This is a genomic window from Chroococcidiopsis thermalis PCC 7203 (assembly GCF_000317125.1).
In the GTDB taxonomy this organism is placed as follows: domain Bacteria; phylum Cyanobacteriota; class Cyanobacteriia; order Cyanobacteriales; family Chroococcidiopsidaceae; genus Chroococcidiopsis; species Chroococcidiopsis thermalis.
In genome coordinates, this window is sequence record NC_019695.1 from 5,718,827 (window position 1) to 5,737,605 (window position 18,779).

Annotated in this window: 14 protein-coding genes and 1 pseudogene; 6 read left to right on the forward strand and 9 right to left on the reverse strand. The window is 44.3% G+C overall.

Annotated elements, in window-relative coordinates; all coding sequences use genetic code 11:
* Positions 1-170 precede the first annotated feature (170 nt).
* Positions 171-1,016, reverse strand: a pseudogene (locus CHRO_RS24960) (FAD-binding domain-containing protein); the annotation flags it as partial.
* Between the two features lie 369 nt (positions 1,017-1,385).
* Here CHRO_RS24960 and htpG point away from each other — a divergent pair.
* The 3 genes from htpG to CHRO_RS24970 all read left to right on the forward strand — a co-directional run bounded on the left by htpG (position 1,386) and on the right by CHRO_RS24970 (position 4,951).
* Entirely contained in the window at positions 1,386-3,410 is a 2,025-nt protein-coding gene (gene htpG, locus CHRO_RS24965) for a molecular chaperone HtpG (protein ID WP_015157009.1), read from the forward strand.
* Positions 3,411-3,561: 151 nt separating this feature from the next.
* Positions 3,562-3,711 (forward strand): hypothetical protein, encoded by a 150-nt coding sequence (locus tag CHRO_RS32875; RefSeq protein ID WP_015157010.1) that lies wholly within the window; start codon positions 3,562-3,564, stop codon positions 3,709-3,711.
* A 502-nt stretch (positions 3,712-4,213) separates the two neighbouring features.
* Positions 4,214-4,951, forward strand: a complete 738-nt coding sequence (locus CHRO_RS24970) for an ABC transporter permease (protein WP_015157012.1) — start codon at positions 4,214-4,216, stop codon at positions 4,949-4,951.
* 23 nt (positions 4,952-4,974) lie between these two features.
* Here CHRO_RS24970 and CHRO_RS24975 read toward each other — a convergent pair whose 3' ends face one another.
* The 4 genes from CHRO_RS24975 to CHRO_RS24990 form a co-directional block, all read right to left on the reverse strand.
* Entirely contained in the window at positions 4,975-5,784 is an 810-nt protein-coding gene (locus CHRO_RS24975; protein ID WP_015157013.1) for a type 1 glutamine amidotransferase, read from the reverse strand.
* 13 nt (positions 5,785-5,797) lie between these two features.
* On the reverse strand, positions 5,798-6,520 hold the full coding sequence (locus CHRO_RS24980; RefSeq protein WP_015157014.1) for a DUF4253 domain-containing protein: 723 nt from the start codon (positions 6,518-6,520) through the stop codon (positions 5,798-5,800).
* A gap of 90 nt (positions 6,521-6,610) precedes the next feature.
* Entirely contained in the window at positions 6,611-7,969 is a 1,359-nt protein-coding gene (locus CHRO_RS24985) for a Mur ligase family protein (protein WP_015157015.1), read from the reverse strand.
* Between the two features lie 248 nt (positions 7,970-8,217).
* Complete coding sequence (locus CHRO_RS24990; RefSeq protein ID WP_015157016.1) at positions 8,218-9,651, reverse strand: IctB family putative bicarbonate transporter; 1,434 nt, start codon at positions 9,649-9,651, stop codon at positions 8,218-8,220.
* Between the two features lie 679 nt (positions 9,652-10,330).
* Between CHRO_RS24990 and CHRO_RS24995 the strand changes: the two genes are divergently transcribed.
* A complete protein-coding gene (locus CHRO_RS24995) occupies positions 10,331-11,143 on the forward strand; it encodes a glycoside hydrolase family 16 protein (RefSeq protein ID WP_015157017.1) in 813 nt (270 codons plus the stop codon).
* Between the two features lie 93 nt (positions 11,144-11,236).
* Here the strand turns inward: CHRO_RS24995 and CHRO_RS25000 are convergent, their stop codons facing one another.
* Together CHRO_RS25000 and CHRO_RS25005 are read right to left on the reverse strand one after the other, a co-directional pair.
* Positions 11,237-12,751, reverse strand: coding sequence for a GAF domain-containing sensor histidine kinase (locus CHRO_RS25000; RefSeq protein ID WP_015157018.1), 1,515 nt, complete (start codon positions 12,749-12,751; stop codon positions 11,237-11,239).
* 232 nt (positions 12,752-12,983) lie between these two features.
* Positions 12,984-13,730 carry a GUN4 domain-containing protein gene (locus CHRO_RS25005; RefSeq protein WP_015157019.1) on the reverse strand — a complete coding sequence of 249 codons (747 nt, stop codon included), beginning with the start codon at positions 13,728-13,730 and terminating at the stop codon, positions 12,984-12,986.
* Between CHRO_RS25005 and CHRO_RS30920 the strand changes: the two genes are divergently transcribed.
* Both CHRO_RS30920 and CHRO_RS25010 read left to right on the forward strand, forming a co-directional pair.
* Positions 13,729-13,974, forward strand: coding sequence for a hypothetical protein (locus CHRO_RS30920; RefSeq protein ID WP_181824234.1), 246 nt, complete (start codon positions 13,729-13,731; stop codon positions 13,972-13,974). The genes CHRO_RS25005 and CHRO_RS30920 overlap by 2 nt on opposite strands.
* Before the next feature lie 158 nt (positions 13,975-14,132).
* Positions 14,133-15,557 (forward strand): NADP-dependent isocitrate dehydrogenase, encoded by a 1,425-nt coding sequence (locus tag CHRO_RS25010; RefSeq protein WP_015157020.1) that lies wholly within the window; start codon positions 14,133-14,135, stop codon positions 15,555-15,557.
* Positions 15,558-15,662: 105 nt separating this feature from the next.
* Here the strand turns inward: CHRO_RS25010 and CHRO_RS25015 are convergent, their stop codons facing one another.
* Both CHRO_RS25015 and crtD read right to left on the reverse strand, forming a co-directional pair.
* Positions 15,663-17,015 carry a pentapeptide repeat-containing protein gene (locus CHRO_RS25015; protein WP_015157021.1) on the reverse strand — a complete coding sequence of 451 codons (1,353 nt, stop codon included), beginning with the start codon at positions 17,013-17,015 and terminating at the stop codon, positions 15,663-15,665.
* A gap of 129 nt (positions 17,016-17,144) precedes the next feature.
* Complete coding sequence (gene crtD / locus CHRO_RS25020) at positions 17,145-18,659, reverse strand: C-3',4' desaturase CrtD (RefSeq protein ID WP_015157022.1); 1,515 nt, start codon at positions 18,657-18,659, stop codon at positions 17,145-17,147.
* Between the last annotated feature and the right edge of the window lie 120 nt (positions 18,660-18,779).

Genomic DNA, 18,779 nt, shown 5'->3' on the forward strand with positions numbered 1-18,779 from the left:
GGTTGTAGTTATCCTCCTTGTCTCCCTTGTCCCCCTTGTCTCCCTTGTCTCCCTTGTCCCCCTTGTCTCCCTTGTCCCCCTTGTCCCCCTTGTCCCCCTTGTCCCCCTTGTCCCCCTTGTCTCCCTTGTCCCCCTTGTCCCCCTTGTCTCCCTTGTCCCCCTTGTCCACCTTGTCTCTTCCCGCGTTGCCAACTTTGACTGTTGGGTTGTTTGTTAAATTCTGCCTTGGGAAACAATCGCTGTTCTATTTGTTCGTAACTGCCTTCAAAGTCACAATGTCCGTAGAGGGGACATTCGCGACAGTAAACACCATTTGTATAACGTTCTAAATTTTCGCGGTTAAAGAAATAGGGTTTGTGGCTAAACGTACTTGCTACCCATTGCCAAGACATATTGTTACTCGCCGGATCGCCATCTAATAAATGTTCCAAAAACCAAATCGCCCCGACTTGCCAGCGGATACGTCGCCAATGCACCATGTAAGCAGCCATCCACATCCGGGCGTGGTTGTGTAAATATCCAGTTTGATGCATTTGTTGACTGAAACTGTCGATACAAACTAGCCCTGTCGTCCCTGTGGCGATATCTTCTGGTAGTTCGGGGGCGTACTCTTTGGTAGTGTAACCAGTTTTATATTCTTCTCGATCTTCCCAAATTCCATTTCCTAATTTGACATATAGGCGTTGCCAATAATCGCGCCAGCCGAGTTCGTTAATTAATTTCGTTGCTTCATCCGGCTGCTGAATTTTGTTCAAGACATATTTCTTAACATCAGCGAGACTCAAAACTCCATAGCGAAGATAGGGCGAGAGACGGGTTACCGCACCCGTGAGAAAGTTGCGAGTTTTGGCGTAACCTGCCGGATCTACTGTTTGTAAAGCTTTTTCAGCAGCTTTGCGTCCCCCGACAGTCTCGCTGATATTATCATCTCGACTCGCAGCGGTGGGAAATTGTTCTTTTAAGTAGGCTACCAGTTCTTCACGACTGGTAAATTCGCGTTGCATATCCTGAGTCATATCAGTTATTAGTTATCAGTTATCAGTAAGGAGTGGTTATGGGTAAAGGGTAATTGGTAGTTGGTAGTTGGTAGTTGGTAGTTGGTAGTTGGTTAAAAAGTGGTACGTGGTGCGTGGTGCATGGTAGTTTTGCTCCCTGGGCTCCCTGGGCTCCCTGGGCTCCCTCAGCTCTTTTCTCCCCTCAGCTTCCTCAGCAACCTTGCGCTCCCTCAGCTCTCTTATCCCGACTCCCGACTCCTGACTTACTAAAGACAGGTAGGGTAAACCGAATTAGCGTTGGGGGGAATCTTTAGTTAAGTAAAGAGCGATCGCGTGGTTTAAGCCATTAAGATCCTGATTAAAGAACATTCACCACAACACTGATTTAGTATGCGGGAACAAGGCACAATCAGCATCCACACTGAGAATATTTTCCCCATTATTAAGAAATCTCTCTACTCCGACCATGAGGTTTTCTTGCGGGAATTGATCTCTAACGCAGTTGATGCTATCCAAAAGCTGAAAATGGTATCCCGTGCTGGGGAGTATTCCGGCGAGATAGGCGAACCAGAAATTCAAATTGCTATAGACAAAGATCGCAAAACCCTGTCCATCTCCGACAACGGTATCGGGATGACGGCGGAGGAAGTCAAGAAATATATCAACCAAGTGGCTTTCTCTAGTGCGGAAGAATTTATTCACAAGTACGAAGGGAAAGACCAACAGATCATCGGTCATTTTGGCTTGGGTTTTTACTCTTCCTTTATGGTGGCGCAAAAAGTTGAGATCGATACTCTGTCTTACCAAGCAGGTGCGCCAGCCGTGCATTGGAGTTGCGATGGTTCCCCAGAGTTTATTTTAGAAGATTCATCTCGGAGCGATCGCGGTACGACGATTACCCTGCACTTAATGGAAGACGAGCAGGAGTATGTAGAAGACGCACGTATCAAGCAACTTGTCAAGACTTATTGCGATTTTCTGCCTGTTCCCATCAAACTGAATGGCGAGGTTATCAACCAGCAAAAAGCACCTTGGCGAGAGTCAGCTAATAATCTCACCAAAGAAGATTATTTGGAATTTTACCGCTACTTGTATCCGTTTCAAGAAGAACCCCTGCTGTGGGTACATCTCAACACCGACTATCCTTTCATCCTCAACGGGATTTTGTATTTTCCCAAACTCAGACCGGATGTGGATGTCACTCAAGGACAGATCAAACTATTCTGCAACCAAGTCTTTGTTAGCGACCATTGCGAAGAGATTATCCCGCGATTCTTACTACCAATGCGGGGAGTGATTGATAGCACCGATATTCCCCTTAACGTCTCCCGTAGCGCTTTGCAAACAGACCGGACGGTAAGGAAAATTGCCGATTATATTTCTCGTAAAGTTGGCGATCGCCTGAAAGAACTTTATCGCGATAGTCGCGAAGAATATATCAAAGTTTGGCAAGACGTAGGTACGTTTGTCAAATTTGGTTCCCTCAACGACGAGAAATTTAAAAAACAAGTCGAAGATATCGTCATCTACCGCACAACCTATGAAACGCCTGTAGTGGCTGCGTCCTCACCTGCGACAGAAACACCAGCCGTCCAAGTGCAAGCAGAAGAGGGAGACGCATGGCAAGACGTACAACCAGCAGAATCTACTCCCGACTCAGGTACGGGCGTGCAGGAGAACGCCCCTACGACTTCCTCCTATACCACGCTGAAAGAATACCTAGAACGTAACAAAGAACGTCACGAGAATCGCGTTTACTATTGCACCGATGAAGTTACCCAAGCTACTTATGTCGAATTGCATAAGAAGCAGGGTTTAGAAGTCCTGTTTATGGATTCCTTTATCGATACTCACTTTATTTCTTTCCTAGAAAGAGAGTATTCAGACGTTAAATCCTCTCGCGTTGATTCTGACTTAGATCAAACTCTACTTGACAAAGATAAAGCTGGGGAAATTGTCGATCCGACTACGAACAAAACTCGCAGCGAATTAATCAAGGAATTGTTTGAAAAAGCCTTGAATAAACCCAAACTCAATATTCGTACAGAAGCATTAAAATCTGACGATCCGCAAGGTACGCCCCCAGCAATGGTGTTGTTACCTGAATATCTGCGCCGCATTCAAGAAATGAGTGCTTTTGTTCAGCAGCAAACAGCACAGTTTCCTGACGATCATATCTTGCTAGTTAATACCGCGCATCCGCTGATTCAAAACTTAGTCAGTCTCAGCCAAGGTAGTATTATCCAAGGTGAAGGACAGTCACCAAGTGCCGAATTAGCTAATTCAATTTGTCAACATGTTTATGACTTAGCATTGATGGCACAAAAAGGATTTAATGCTGAAGGTATGAAATCTTTTGTCGAGCGTTCTAATCAGGTATTAACTCGTCTGACAGATCGCGCTACTAGTGCTTAAGGCGGCTATGAGTCGCCCCGCCCAAATTTGGCACAGCTTGTAGGGTGCGTTTTGAAAACGCACCTTACCACTACTATACGCAGCCTGGTTGGCTCCCAATAATACCATGTTTACATGGTATTATTGGATAATCTTAGAGAAACAATGCGCTATGTTTACCGTCAAACTCAAAAACGGAGAGACTATTCAAGTTCCTATAGAAGAACTTGAAGAATTTTTAGAAAAAAATCGCGATCGCATAGAAATTCAGCACAAGCAAATGGGAAAACGGCGTGTTGCTCCTGTGTCTTCTTCCCAGTAACTAACAATATATAATTACCGTCACATTGAGCGAAGAGTAAAGATATTCTTCTCTGTCGAGTTGTTCGTCAGTCTCAGCGACGAAAACGTTACATTTTTTAAACAGTCTATACTCTGTTTTTCAATTATCCTAGGAGGATGGAATATATTCTTGTTCTATCCCAAGCTCAACATATACGGGAAAACTTCTTCGCCTCTGAATCTCACCATATACGTATCCACCATTTTCGCCTGCTTCAAACTCCTCACGTAAAGTTTTGACTCGAATCATTGTATCTAATAATAACTATCTACTAAAGCAAGAATAGTATAAAAAACAATATCCACGTGTTCAACCTAGCATTGCATTCCATCAGAATTATTTCCAGATTTAAATTTAACAGCACAACAAGTCATCAATTGTGGATAACGTAGGGGCGGGTTCACCAAGATCTCAATCTAAAAACAGACATGTTTAGTAAACCCGCCCTTACGGGATATATAGTCAATCAAATAGATTTTGTATGATTACCGATATTTGGACTGTCATCTGGAAAGAATGGCGCGAATTACTATTTCAGCGCGGTAGTATTAAAACAACAATCCTAAGTTGGCTACCTTTAATCTTAATATTCGGCTTGCTTATGCCCATTCAGATTGGTACATTTTGGGTAGACTCTCCCTTCACAATTGCTTATTGGGGTTGGCTACCAACTCTACCAGTTATGGCGCTGATTGCTGATAGTTTTGCTGGAGAAAGAGAGAGACATACTTTAGAAACTTTATTAGCAAGTCCTCTATCAGAAGCAGCAATTCTATTCGGTAAAATTATTACAGTTGTTATCTATGGTTTTTTATTAACGTTAATAGTCTTAATAACAGGTTTGATAGCTGTTAATTTAACTCATAACACGGGAGAAATCTTACTCTACCCCATAGGAATAACTTTAACTGGAATTGGATTGGGAATTCTGACAGCTACAGCTATGGCGAGTATAGGTGTCATTGTCTCTCTCCGCAGTCCCACAGTCAAACAAGCAGCCCAACAATTAGCTTTTGTCTCTATTGCCTTAACTTGGATTCCACTGTTGAGTTTGAGCCTAATTCCAACTCAATTACAAACCAGTCTTTTAAAGTCTGCCAGAAATACTAATATGACTCAAATAATTTTGATAGTATTAATTATTTTAGCAGCAATTGACGCGGGATTATTGTTAATAGCAGTCAAAAGATTCAAGCGATCGCGCCTAATTCTGGATTAGGTAGGTGCGTTAATTAACGCACCCTACTGTTTAACCAAGGTTGGCAGATTTACGCGCAGTTTCTTGAACATTGCTTCCCGTGCTTGGTTAGCTAAAGTATCATCTAAAGGTGCAAGTGCAATTGATTCTTGATATTTTTGTTTCAAGGCAGTTTGAATCAACCAATCAGCTAAAAATGGATTTTTAGGTAACAGGGGACCATGCGAATAAGTCGCGATCGCATTTTGATAAACTGCTCCTTCTGTACCATCTTCACCATTATTTCCTAAACCATATATTACCCGTCCCAACGCCTCCACTTGACTTAATTTTGTGCGCCCGCCATGATTTTCAAAACCAATCAAGTAGGGTGGCGAACCTATCATTGCTATTAATTCCTGTGCTAACTTTTTAGCAGTCACTTCAATAACTAAATTCCCGATACAGCGACGCGCATTTAACCCGGGATGGATAGAAACAAAATCAAATAATCCCAGTCCCTCAATTCGTTGTCCTTCTCCTGGTTCGTAGTAATGTCCTAATAATTGCGGCGCACCACAAGTAAAAATTCCTGGCGTACCAGTTTCGATTTTGTCTCGTAACGCCTCAGCTTTAGCACCGCGCAAGTCGCGCATGACAATTTCTTGCTGTCTATCTTGCGCACCACCACCGACGAGGATATCGACTTGGTAAAAATCTTGAGCCGTAGAATCCCGATCTAAAGGTAATATTTTCACTGTATAATTGCGCCATTCACAGCGCCGCTGGATACAAATAACATTACCGCGATCGCCATAGGTACTCATTAAAGTTGGATATAACCAGCCAATTGTAATTTCCATTTCCAGATTCATATATATTTCTTGCTCAATTCCAAGTTAAATAAAGACTTTTATACTTCTCGATCTTGCTTGCAACTAGCTGAGTATTTTGGAGATCGGGACAAAATTCAACTACGTCTTTAGCAAATTTTTCAATATCTGTAGGTGGTCTTACAAACTCCAGACTCAAACTACTTTTACTAGCGAATATAATTTCAAATTCACACACTTCCCGCCACGATTTTAATTTATTAATTATGTCTTTAGGAGAAATATCATAATTCCACCCATTAGTCTGATGAATCTTAATAATATCCCAAGGTTCTTCACCCTTAAAAACTGCAATTCTTAATTCTGCTTGTGTGACATAATTTAAAACTCTAGAAATATATTGGTTCAACCTGTTTTTCTCTGGAGTCAAACCAACTCGATTTTCGCAGCTTGTCAGATAGCCGTGTGGATTCAATGATTGTTTTAGCTTGACAAAAATATCCCGATAATCTATGTAAGATGGGATGATAATAGACAAGCCTTCTACTAAAAGATTGCCTCCATAGTTGTAGACTCCGTAAATATCTTGCTCAAATTCAAGATAGTAAGCTGGCAAAATTTCATTTACACAACTCAATTCGCTATCTTTGAGATACACCTCTTGTTTTAAAAGAATTTTCTGCATTTTGACTTGGCATTCTTGCTTAATCATCTCCAAAACAGACTCATCAAAATCGATTTCAGCAGCTAAATGTCTTTCTGTCTGAGATAAAAGCATAGTCAGTTATCAGTTATCAGTTATCAGTTGTCAATCAACCATCAATCACCCATTACCAATTACCAATTACCAATTACCAATTACCACCCCTTACAAAATCTTCCTTCCTGTCAAAATCTCCCGCACTTCTAACATGGCAGAATATGTAGGCAAAATGTGTAATGTCTCATGTGCTGGAGTTTGTTCCAAAGCAGTTGCGATCGCCTCTTTTAAATCTTCCTTCACAACCAAATTCATTTTGCTATCTATCTCCGGCTGACTGTAACGCAAACGCAAAGCCATATCGTAAACGCGATCGCCACTGACTATTAAAGTCCCTCCTCGTTCGACTAACTTTTCTGTATCCACATCCCAAATCCACGAAACATCTGTACCATCGGGTATTCTGTCATTCAAAACCATCAACACAGGCGCAAGTTGACGCGATTCCGCTTCGATTTGCCTCTCGCCTCTTACCTCATTCACTGCCCGAATTGTTTCATTCATCCCCACAGGATTTTTAGACAAGAGAATGCGGACGTGTTTACCGCGAACTTGCAACTCTTCAGCACGTCCAAAAGCCGCCTGAAAGTTAGCTATAGTATCGCGGATTATCGCTTCATCTACGCCAAGTTGCTGTGCTGATAACACCGCTGCTAGAGTATTGTATTTGTTATACAACCCAATTAAAATTTGCTCCCATTCCCGACTAGCGATCGCCAGAGATGGTTTGTGAAAACCACAGTTAGGACAGTTATAATCTCCCTGGTGTGAAAGATAAACCCCTTGATAAACCAGGCGAGTACCGCAACTGGGACAATAAATTGAGTCTACAGCATGGGGAATTTCATCAAGATAATGTTCTGGTTCGCTCAAGCCAAAGAATAAAACATTTTGACTGAGTTGTTGCCCCATGTAAGCCAAGGTAGGATCGTCAGCATTGGCAACAATAATAGTTTCTGACGGTAAAGGTGCGATCGCTTGTCCCCAACGCCTGCTAATTGTATCGACTTCCCCGTAGCGATCCAGCTGATCGCGAAACAAGTTTAATGCCAGAATTAGCCGAGGTTGTAGAGGTGCTAACACCTTGGGAACAATATTTTCGTCTACTTCTAAAATGGCAAAGTCTGCATCTAACGTACCGATGGGATTAGTATTTTGTAACAGCGCTGTCATCAAACCATTTTCTAAATTCGCCCCCGCTGCATTGTGGACAACCCGCCAACCTTGACGTTCCAACATCGTGCGTAGTAGTAAGGATGTGGTAGTTTTACCGTTCGTCCCCGCAATGAGAATAACTCCTTGCTTCACCTGACAACTCAGCAGTTGCAACAACTTTGGCTGAAGACGACGGGCAATTTCTCCTGGTAAAACGCTAGCCGCACCCAGACGTAGCGATCGCACCCCGAAAGTCACGGTTTTTGCTGTCAATACAGCCGCACCCAAGCGCAGTCTATCCATCAATTGCATTTTTCCCACAGCTCGATCTCAATCCGGTTGTATTACTGTATTGTTGTACTGCCTTTTTGGGAAAAGAGGAGGGCTGTTGTTGATTTTTAACGATCTGTCCCACACAAACTGTAGGGGCGCACACAATGTAGGGGCGCACACAATGTAGGGGCGCACACAAACTGTAGGGGCGCACACAAACTGTAGGGGCGCACACAAACTGTAGGGGCGCACAGCTGTGCGCCCCTACAAATACATATCCACCGAGATTAGCTATCCGAACCGCGATTGAAAGAGGAATTAGCCAAAAGATCCGATCGCGTGACTGGGGCAGCATAGTAACTAGCAATAATCGCTACCATAAACCACCAAATCGTGTTGATTTCAGGACGATACCAGACAGTATCGGCGATATTGTGAACCAGAGTTCCAAATAAAGCCGCGATCGCCCCAATTAACCAAAATGCTTCTCGACTGCCAGTTTGCCGCAAACGGCGCAGTTGTTGCAACCCTGAGTTGAAGGTGACAACCAGTAACCATAACAAGCAAGCTAAACCAACCAAACCAGTTTCTACGGCTACTTCCAACAAGATTGAGTAGGCACTTAGGGCATTGTAACGAGGCAATTGGTAAAGCGGATAAATTTTGTTAAAGGCAGTGTTCCCAGGACCGATCCCTAAAATCGGACGGTCTTTAATCATCTCAATCACTGCTATCCAAACGTTGATGCGAAAATTGTTGCTGCTGTCACCCCTTCCAGCGAAGATACTCAAAAAGCGATCGCGGATTGGTTCGACAAACAACACCCCACCTACTAATACCAACGTTACGCCACCGATAAGCAATGGTAGCGACCAAGTACGCCAAAATGGGGGGAAATGGACGCTCAACACATACACCAATAGTACCAACACGGCAAAAATCGCTACGAGTAATCCCATCCAACCACCACGACTAAAGGTGAGGACGAGACAGGCACTATTGACAACGAACATTGTTAGTGCTAGCAACTTGGGAACCCAGCGCTGCCAAGCAAAGACAGCAACCAGACTCAAAACCACGGCTGGTAGTAGATAGCCAGCTAGCAAGTTAGGATTGCCAAGATAGCTGTATACGCGGGTAATGCGGGTGAGATTAGATTGAGTATCGACCCAAGTAGCTAGAGCATTTGCCCCATAAAACCACTGCTGCAAACCGTAAATGCTCACAATCAGCGCTACGTGGAGGTAGAGGGTAATCAGCCAAGAACGAATGCGGGGCGATCGTAAAATCCTCGCAGTCAAGGCAAACAGAACTAAATATAGCGTCAACTTTTGCCAACCTACGAAAGCAGCGGCTTTGACGGGCGATAGTGCTGTAGCTACTGTAGAGATACCCCAGTAAAGCAATACCAATAAATGAATTGGAGTCAGAGTATTGGCACGCTCTGAAGCATAACGCCGTTCGTCTGTTAAAGTCAGCAGTACCCAGAAGCTAGCACAAGCAAAGAGTAACACGCCAATTAGGTCGTTGGAGACAAATGGCGCGAGCGCAAAGACCAAACTGACTAATAAAGCTGCTAAGGCTTCCGACCATTGCATCAGCCAGCTACCCTGTCGCCAAGTACTAAATAGCCCGACAACAGAACGGTGTAAGTAGCTTGCACGTCGCCATTCTTGCAGCGGCAAGCTAGATAAAGTAAATTGCTGCCAAACTGAGTTCATAAACATGAGCTGCGAGATAGGGATTGGTCTATCTTAAGTCAACGTTAGGCTGACTTGACTTACCTTAATTGCGAATTTTATTTGCTTTAGCTTAATACACAATGTCAGTCACAATTATCTCTACAAGTTTACGATTGTGATTGAATACATTCCTGGTGGTATCCATTAGTACTTGTAAGTTGACAAGAAAATGCTGAGTACTCTCAGTTACGCGCGATCGCTTTGCCACAAGTCTTTCTTGTTTCTCCCCACAATTCTGTTGGAATTATAGAAATTATCAAGGGCTATTGATGTCCGCACGCTAGGTTTTTTTCTCTATAATTGTTCAGTGGGCTATAGCAAGGATAAAGTTATATCTAGAGATAGATAGGATTTTTAAAAAAAGTCAATAACAATACATTTCGGTTACACATGCTTAAAATATATTTATGGATTTCTCAACCTTTCTCCAATTTGTTCTAAGTACTGAAGCTATTACCTATAAAAAATGCAGTGCATTTTGTATCATAGATCCATTTATAATACCAAAATAAATTATTGCGAGTAGCAAGAGATATTGCCAAATTACTACTCGTAAATATAAAATCTTACCAAATTCTTAAAGGGCAATTGACAACCAAGTGTTAAACACGAAATGAAGTCAATTGACTGAAAATAACTCTGCAAATGTTCTACAAATATGAAATACGGCTTGTGGTTGCGAAAGAGCGTTCGACCAACTTTGCTTAGTTTTGCTATTATCGCAACAACATTATTCAACCCATCTGTTGTGCGGGCAGATAACTGGCGGGTGGTATTCGAGGATGAATTCAATGGTACATCTCTCGATCCGCTCAAATGGGATACTTGCTATTGGTGGCATTTGGGAAGGGGATGTGCCAATCATGGAGCGCAAGAAATCCAATGGTTTTTACCAGAGGAAGTGCTGGTACAAGATGGAATTTTGCGTTTACGCACTCAAAAACGCATTTGGAATGCTTATAATGCTACATTCCAGTACACTTCTGGGATGATTTCTTCCCACCAAAGGTATGCATTTCAGTACGGCTTTGTAGAAATACGTGCCAAAGTACCTAAAGGTAGGGGTTTTTGGCCTACGATGTGGCTTGCCGCAGAGGATAGAAACTGGCCTCCAGAAGTGAATATCGGGGAGTTTTTTGGTTCAGATACGAAAAGCGTGCTGATGGTCTTGCACTATATCAACGATCGCGGTAAGCCCACATACTCATCTTTATCGTGGGGTAATAACTTTGATTTTTCAGAAAACTACCACGTTTACGCAGTGCTATGGGAACCAAATGCCATAATTTGGTACGTAGATGGAGTGGAGCGGATGCGCTATACAAACAGCCAAAATATTCCCCAAAAACCAATGTATATTTTAACGACTCTAGCACTCGGTCCCATTTGGACGAATAAACTTCCAGATGAATCCACACCGTTTCCTAGCTATTTTGACATTGACTATATTAAAGTTTGGCAACGCCAATAAGGAACATTGCTAAGGCTAACAACTGTATAACTTTTAAAGCCGATCTCATTTTTATTTCAGATGCAAGTGCGATCGGCTCGAACTGCATTAAAATTAAATTTCAGCATTAGCTTGCGCCAATGTTAACTCAGGAAGACTGACGACATAACGATAGCCAGATTCTGGAGTGCCTAAAATATCAATTTGACCACCGTGTAGTTCTGCTAAAGCGCGGCTGAGCAACAAGCGTAGGCTTTCACAAGAACGATTGAAGCTATTGACATTGACTAATTCTGTCTTGTCTTCCCCGCGATCGTCATGCTCGTGCATCGACTTCTTGCTTTTTGACTCCTGCCTTTCGTCGCCAGTACGAGAACCATGAAAAGCAGAAATTTGCCCTAAGTAGGGATCGACGGGGGTTAATCCTTCTCCTAACCAAGGATGAGAAACTGAAATTGCCAGATTCAAAAGATTACTTTGTCCCCCGCGATCGAGCGTAGAGTTGCTTTTATAGGAAATGTGAATGCGGATCGCACTCCCACTAGTAGCAGCTTGAATCATACTCGATATGAGGTGATAGATTAGCTGTCTTACCTTGTCTTTATCCAGCACCCACATACGACTTTTCGCAGGCTCTAGCGACAGTCGTAATTTTTGTTCTTTGCGTTTGGCGACCTCATCTAAAGTGTTGAGTATCTGCTGGCAAAGCATTTCAATATCTACAGTCGTTAAATTAAGACCAAGGGAATATTCTTCTACGACTCCCAACTGAGACACTTCATTAACTAGGGAGAGGAGATATCGACCGCTATTTTGAATAATTTCGAGATATTCTTTCTGTTTCGTCGTCAAAGGACCGTAAATTTCTCGTCCTACGACATTTGCCATTCCTAAAATTGATGTTAGAGGAGTTCTGAGTTCTTGGGTGAGCTGCTCTAGCAACTTGAGTTTAACTTGGACAATGGAAAGGGCTTCTGGTGAAGCAGTAGGAGGTGAGAAAGAAATTGCTGGTGCAGGGTTGAGAACTGGCGGTGCAATCTCGATTGCCTGCTGTTCTAGTGGCTCCAACTGCTGCATTTTGAGTAGTCGATTGCGCTCGAATTCACTCATACTCCAGCGAGCCATGAGTTCGAGAAATTTCATTTGTTGGATGCTGAAATTGCGAGTTTCTAAATCCATCACCGCGATCGCACCCAAGCATAAACCGGAGGAGTCAATCAATGGAACTCCCAGGTAAGCAAGAATACCGTAACGCTGGACTAAGACGCTGTTGGCAAAGGCAGGATGAGTGCGGGTATCGCCAACGTTAATTATTTGACTCGTTTCAACAACTTGGGTACAAAAAGATTCGTGGATTGGTAATTGTCTTTCCTGCGCTAGTGGATTCATCAGCCCCAAACGCGACAAACCCACTGCTGATTTAAATACGTGGCGATTGCGGTCTAAAAAGCCCAAAATGCAGATCGGCACTTCTAACAGGTGGGCAGCGGTTTGAGTTGCTTCCTCAAAAACTGGTGTCGTTTGAGCTTCCAACAAGCCCAGATCCGACAACGCCTTCATGCGCCGATCTATCATTGGATCTACGCCAGTATCCCCTCGACACAATAATTTGTTTTCTGGCTCCACCATTTACCAATCCACCTTACACTGCAAGAAAGCGATCGCACCTGCGACATGAATGTTGTGCTGTATCTAACCCTAGATTCAGGGATATCTACTAGACTTAAGATTCCCGATTTTTATTCAGGATCAACAATTGGGCGCAGAAAGATTTTGCTAACTCTTAAGGAGTTGGTAATGGGTAGTTGGTAGTTGGTAGTTGGTGATTGTTCTCCTTTGTCTTCCTGGTCTCCTTGTCCCCCTACTCCCTGCTCCCAGCTCGTCCCTGCTCCCTTTTCCCCCAGGCTGGATGGGAAAATAGTGCGGCGATCGCACGATTGCCGCGTAGCTGATTTGACAAAGGTAGGTGTCCTATGGGAGCGTCAAGGCTCCAAGTAAATCCATCAGGGTAGCGCGTCCAGGTGTTGCCGTTTTTCCAGCCAATTTTTGCCCATAGTTTTTCCCAGTTTTTGCCTAAAGTTAACCAGAGTCCTCGCTGCACGGAAAAGCCAAATTTTCCTTCAGAGTAAACTGACCAGAGGGTATCGACAGTTTGCAAATCGAGAATGGGAAATCTTTCGACTTCTGTAAAATACAGCCACTTGCGCTGTACGGCAGTTGCGCCAGCCAGTTCGCAAAGTTTTTGTAGCGTCACGCGGTCTGCTGCTTGGAAGTCTCCCTCAATCAACAACTGTTGTAAGGAACTGTAATCGATATTAGATTGCGATCGCAGTGTCACAATTCCAGCGGGAAAGTGAGTTTGCAAAAGTTCCCGTGCCGGAGAAAACTTGGAATGATAGAGGATTTGGTAGATTTTGCCATCAATCCAAGTTGGTAGGCGATCGCGGCGTTGTAGCAAAAATTCCATCAACACTTCTAAACCTGGCTCGCCTAGTGTTGCTAGCTGTTGAATCAGTTGCTGTTGAACTTTTTCCGATCCAGACGAAAGCTGCAAGCGGAGAGCAGAAAAGTCAATGGGAGTATCTGATGTCGTGGTTGGGTTAGTCATGCTCTCACTAGAAACGCACAAAGTTCAGCACCGATCGCTAATTTTAACTATATTACGCAGAAGCCAGAAGTCAGAAGTCAAAATTGAGGAGACAGGAGACAGGAGGAAGATAAGGGGGACAAGGGGGACAAGGGGGATAAGGGGGACAAGGGGGACAAGGGGGAACTCGGGGACCCCACGACCGAAGGGAGTGGGGATTAGGGGGCGAAGGGGGACAAGGGGGACAAGGGGGAATGACAATTAACTACCAACTACCAACTACCAACTACCAACTACCACTCTTCATTGATAACTGACAACTGATAACTGATTACATTTTCTCGCGTTAAAATCTGCTAGCGTTCCATAACAGCATCGTCAGATGGCAAAATAAAAGTTTCTAGACTCCTGGTGTAGCAATCCATGTACGAGAAGATTACTCCTCCTACTACTGGTTCTCGAATTACCTTCAGTAATGGCGAACCAATCGTTCCCGATAATCCAATTATCCCCTTCATTCGCGGAGATGGTACGGGGGTAGATATTTGGCCCGCCGCCCAAAAGGTGATGGATGCTGCTGTACAAACTGCCTATCAGGGCAAAAGACAGATTGACTGGTTTAAAGTCTACGCTGGAGATGAAGCCTGCGAAGTGTACGGAACGTATCAATATTTGCCTGAAGATACGCTTCAGGCGATTAAAGAATTTGGCGTGGCAATTAAAGGTCCGCTCACGACACCGATTGGTGGTGGTATTCGATCGCTCAACGTGGCGCTGCGCCAAATTAACGATTTATATGCCTGCGTTCGCCCTTGTCGTTACTACCCTGGAACGCCTTCCCCGCACAAAAACCCAGAAAAACTAGATGTGATTATTTATCGCGAAAACACGGAAGATATTTATCTAGGTATTGAGTGGCGACAGGGTAGCGAAATTGGCGATCGCCTGATTAAAATCTTGAATGAAGATCTCATCCCTGCTACCCCCGAACACGGTAAAAAACAAATTCCCCTTGATGCAGGGATCGGCATCAAGCCCATCAGCAAGACTGGTTCTCAACGCTTAGTCAGACGCGCAATTAAACACGCCCTACGGTTGCCTCCCAATAAACAAATGGTGACTTTGGTGCATAAAGGCAACATTATGAAATACACCGAAGGCGCTTTTCGCGATTGGGGCTACGAATTGGCAACATCTGAGTTTCGCCAAGAGTGCATCACCGAACGCGAATCTTGGATTCTTGGCAACAAAGAACATAACTCGGATCTCAGTACAGAAGACAACGCCCGACAGCTCGAACCTGGCTACAATGCTTTGACTGCCGATAAAAAAGCCCAAATTTGCCAGGAAGTCGAAGCGGTGTTGAGCCAAATTTGGGAAACGCACGGTAACGGTCAATGGAAACATAAAATTATGGTCAACGATCGCATTGCCGATAGTATTTTCCAACAAATCCAAACCCGACCCGATGAATACTCCATTCTCGCTACTATGAATTTGAATGGAGACTATTTATCCGATGCAGCAGCGGCGGTTGTCGGCGGCTTAGGGATGGGTCCAGGGGCAAATATTGGCGACGAGTGCGCTATTTTTGAAGCGACTCACGGCACTGCACCAAAACACGCCGGACTCGACAGAATCAATCCTGGTTCGGTAATTCTTTCCGGTGTAATGATGTTGGAATACATGGGTTGGCAAGAAGCAGCAGAATTAATCAAAAAAGGAATTGGAGATGCGATCGCCAATCGTGAAGTCACTTACGATTTAGCGCGATTGATGGAACCCCCAGCTCAACCGCTTAAATGTTCTGAATTTGCCGACGCGATTATTAAACATTTTAGTGACTAGTGGCTCGTGGCTGGTGGCTAGAAAAGATTAGGTCTGAGGTTACACGTATTATTTCCTTGTGCCTTCTGGCACTAGTCACCAGCCGCTAGTCATCAGCCACTTAATTTATCGTCCCAATTTATTTGGAATCCCTTCACAGCCACCAGGAATGGTGGCTCTTGTTTTTTCGCCTCCCCAAGCGCAGCAGTAATAACGTAAGGATTCAGACATGCGCTGGGCATCAGTAAAATCAGCATTCTCAATGACTGCCCCCGTCTGTTCTCCTGTATTGTAGTTGGGAGCGATATTGCGACTGCGGGGTGTAGCAGTTTGGGCATCACCGTAAAATAAACGAGTACTTTTGAGGTCGGCACTCACTAGCTGTGCTTCATACAAAATGGTACGGGAAAAATTAGCTTTTACTAAGTCGCAATTGGTAAGATCTGCCCCAATTAAATTAGCTTCTGAGAGATCTGTCCAACGCAAATCGGTTTTAGAAAGATCTGCTCTAGCTAGCATTACACCTAAATCTATAACGCGAATACCGTAGTTACGGTCTTCGGAGTAACCGCCTTCACCATTAAGAATGGCTCTACCCAAGCGAAAATCTCGCTGTAAGGGAGTCAGTAACTTTGACTGGGATAAAAAGCGAATGATTTTGGCTTTACCGCTAGCATCGACACTACTAAAAATTGCAGCCGTACGTCCTTCAGCGATCGCTCGTTCTTGGGGCCAATCTTCTAACATTCCCTCTTCATCTAATACCAGATCGGAAATTCCCTGAAAGTAAGAATCGATGGTTTGCTGTTGGGTAATTAAGTTTTGCTGGACTGTCAGCAGGTTTTGTTGAATTGTCAAGTCCTTGGAAATAACATATTGTCGCCAAGCGACATAAACGGCAATAACTGCAATTAAAATTTGTCCTAACGCGCCAAATACCTCACCTAATGCCCCGATCGCATCCCAGTTTAATTTTGTTGCCCAATCGATAATGGCGCGACCGATATTTCCAAATCGGAATAAGCCAATTAAGGCAATAGTTAAACCTGTCCCCGCTACAAATAGCGATCGCTCTAGGGGAGAAAATATGTCTGATACTGCTTTTATCGTCCAAGGTAAAAGTACCCCCAGCGAAAGTAACAACGCTAGCAGGGTTCCCACCCAGCCAATCCATAAAAAGTTATTTAAGTACAGTCCGACGCAAATCAGCGCGATCGCGACTAAGGTAAGTAAAGAAGCCCTGGGATGTGCCGTGCGCCAACTCGTGCGTTTGACGATGAGATTTGATGCAGAAGACGATTGCTGTTGGGCATGAATTGCAGCAATTGCTGCCAGTGCTTGCTGAGTTGCCAAGTTCTCATTTGATGTATCGTTGTCTTGGAAATCATCTAGATCCAAAGGCGATCGAGATTGAGTCCCAATCTCTGGATTCGGAGATGATGCCTTATTGTTACTATCTGAGTTGTTTTGGCTAGTCATGCTCAATTATTTGCAGCAGGCTGAAGGGCTTCTCGCTTTCATATGTTAACTGCTGCCAAGAACGGAACGATCGCGCCTCGGTATCAAATTTTTCTTACATCTAGGCGAATGTAATTCGCCCCATACTCGCTATTGCAATGCCTCGATTTGCCGCACCACTGTTAGGGCTGAATAACTCACGCCAGCCGTTCCTTCTCCTGGATGCGTAGAGTCGCCGACTAACCACAAATTTTTAACAGGGGTGCGGTTGGCAAAACCAAAGGGTCCAAATGTCGGGACTCTCTGACCGATCCCGCCTACTATACCGCGATCGCGTGCTGTATAACGGGCAAACGTGCGTGGTGTCGCTGCTTCCTGGTGTAATATTGTTTCTGGCGTGAGGTGAAAGAATTGTCCCAAACGGGCGATCGCTTCCCGAGTATATTTTTCCTTCATCGCCTCATAGTCTTCACTCCGCCACCAAGGTTTCGGATCGACAAAAGATGAAGCAATAATCGTACCTTTTCCCTCTGGGGCGCGTCCGTCTCCTGTGCGACTGACGGAGACAAATAAAGAATTATTTTCCCCGATTGCTCCATTGCGATCGTACATGAATTGCAAGTGCGGCGGACATCCTGACGGAATCGCAGTTTCATCTACGCCGAGATACACGACAAAAGCCCCCGATGCTTCGGGTAATTTATCGACACGTTGCTTGTAACCTTGGGGGGCATTTCTACCCAACAACTGAACTAAGTTTTGTACCGTAACGTTAGCCACGATCTCGTCTGCGGTTTCTGTCCTGACTTCTTTAGTTTTTTGGTTGCGCACCAAAACACCTTTAACTTTGCCGTTTTCAACTAAAACTTTCTCTACACTATGGCGCATCAGCAGCTTGCCACCATATTTTTCTAACGCTTCTACCAAGCGATCGCTCAACACCTGCATACTACCGTGAAGGTGAGACAATCCTTGCGGTGATTGGGAAACGCTTAATGCTGTAGCCGCATAAAGTAAAGCTGTTTCCTCTGCATCGACTTGGGAGTAAAGTTTTAATTGCAAATCTAAAAACGTCCGTAGCCGCCAATCGTCTTCCAAACCGTGTCCCCGTAAAGCATCGCCTACGGTCAAAAAGGTATAGGGTAAGGTAGTTAAAGTCCCTGGACGAACGGCTTGCGTCAGTTGCCACAAATCCCAGATGTTGCGGGGTGGTAAAACCGGATCGCGGGCTTGAAATGCCCAACTCGCTTGAAATAGATTGTCTATTAATTGCCAAAAGCGATCGCTACCTGGAAATTGTTTTTCTCTTTCGGCTTTCCATTTGGCGCGATCGCGCCAAACATTAATCGGTTGATTCTCTCCTGGTAAATATACCGCACAAGCAGGATCGCAAGGCGTTGCTTCTGGTAGATCGATTTCTAATTCGGCAAAGATGCGGTGATGAATTCCGCCTGGTTCTAAACCAGCTACCTGAGTCGCGCCGACATCAAATGTAAATCCTTTGCGTTTAAAGGTCGAGGCACACCCTCCAGGGACGATTGCCTGGTCTAAGACTAAAACCTGGTAGCCGCGACGGGCAAGCAGCGCCGCCGCCGTTAGTCCACCAATTCCAGCACCAATGACGACAACACGCGATTTGCGATCGCTCGCTAACCTACTTAGCATGGATATAAAGCCAAAATCAAACCTACTCTATCTTTATATTAAGTTATGTTAAACACTGAAAAAAAGACACAGGAAGCAGAAGAAGCAGAGGAGTAACTACCAACTACCAACTACCAACCA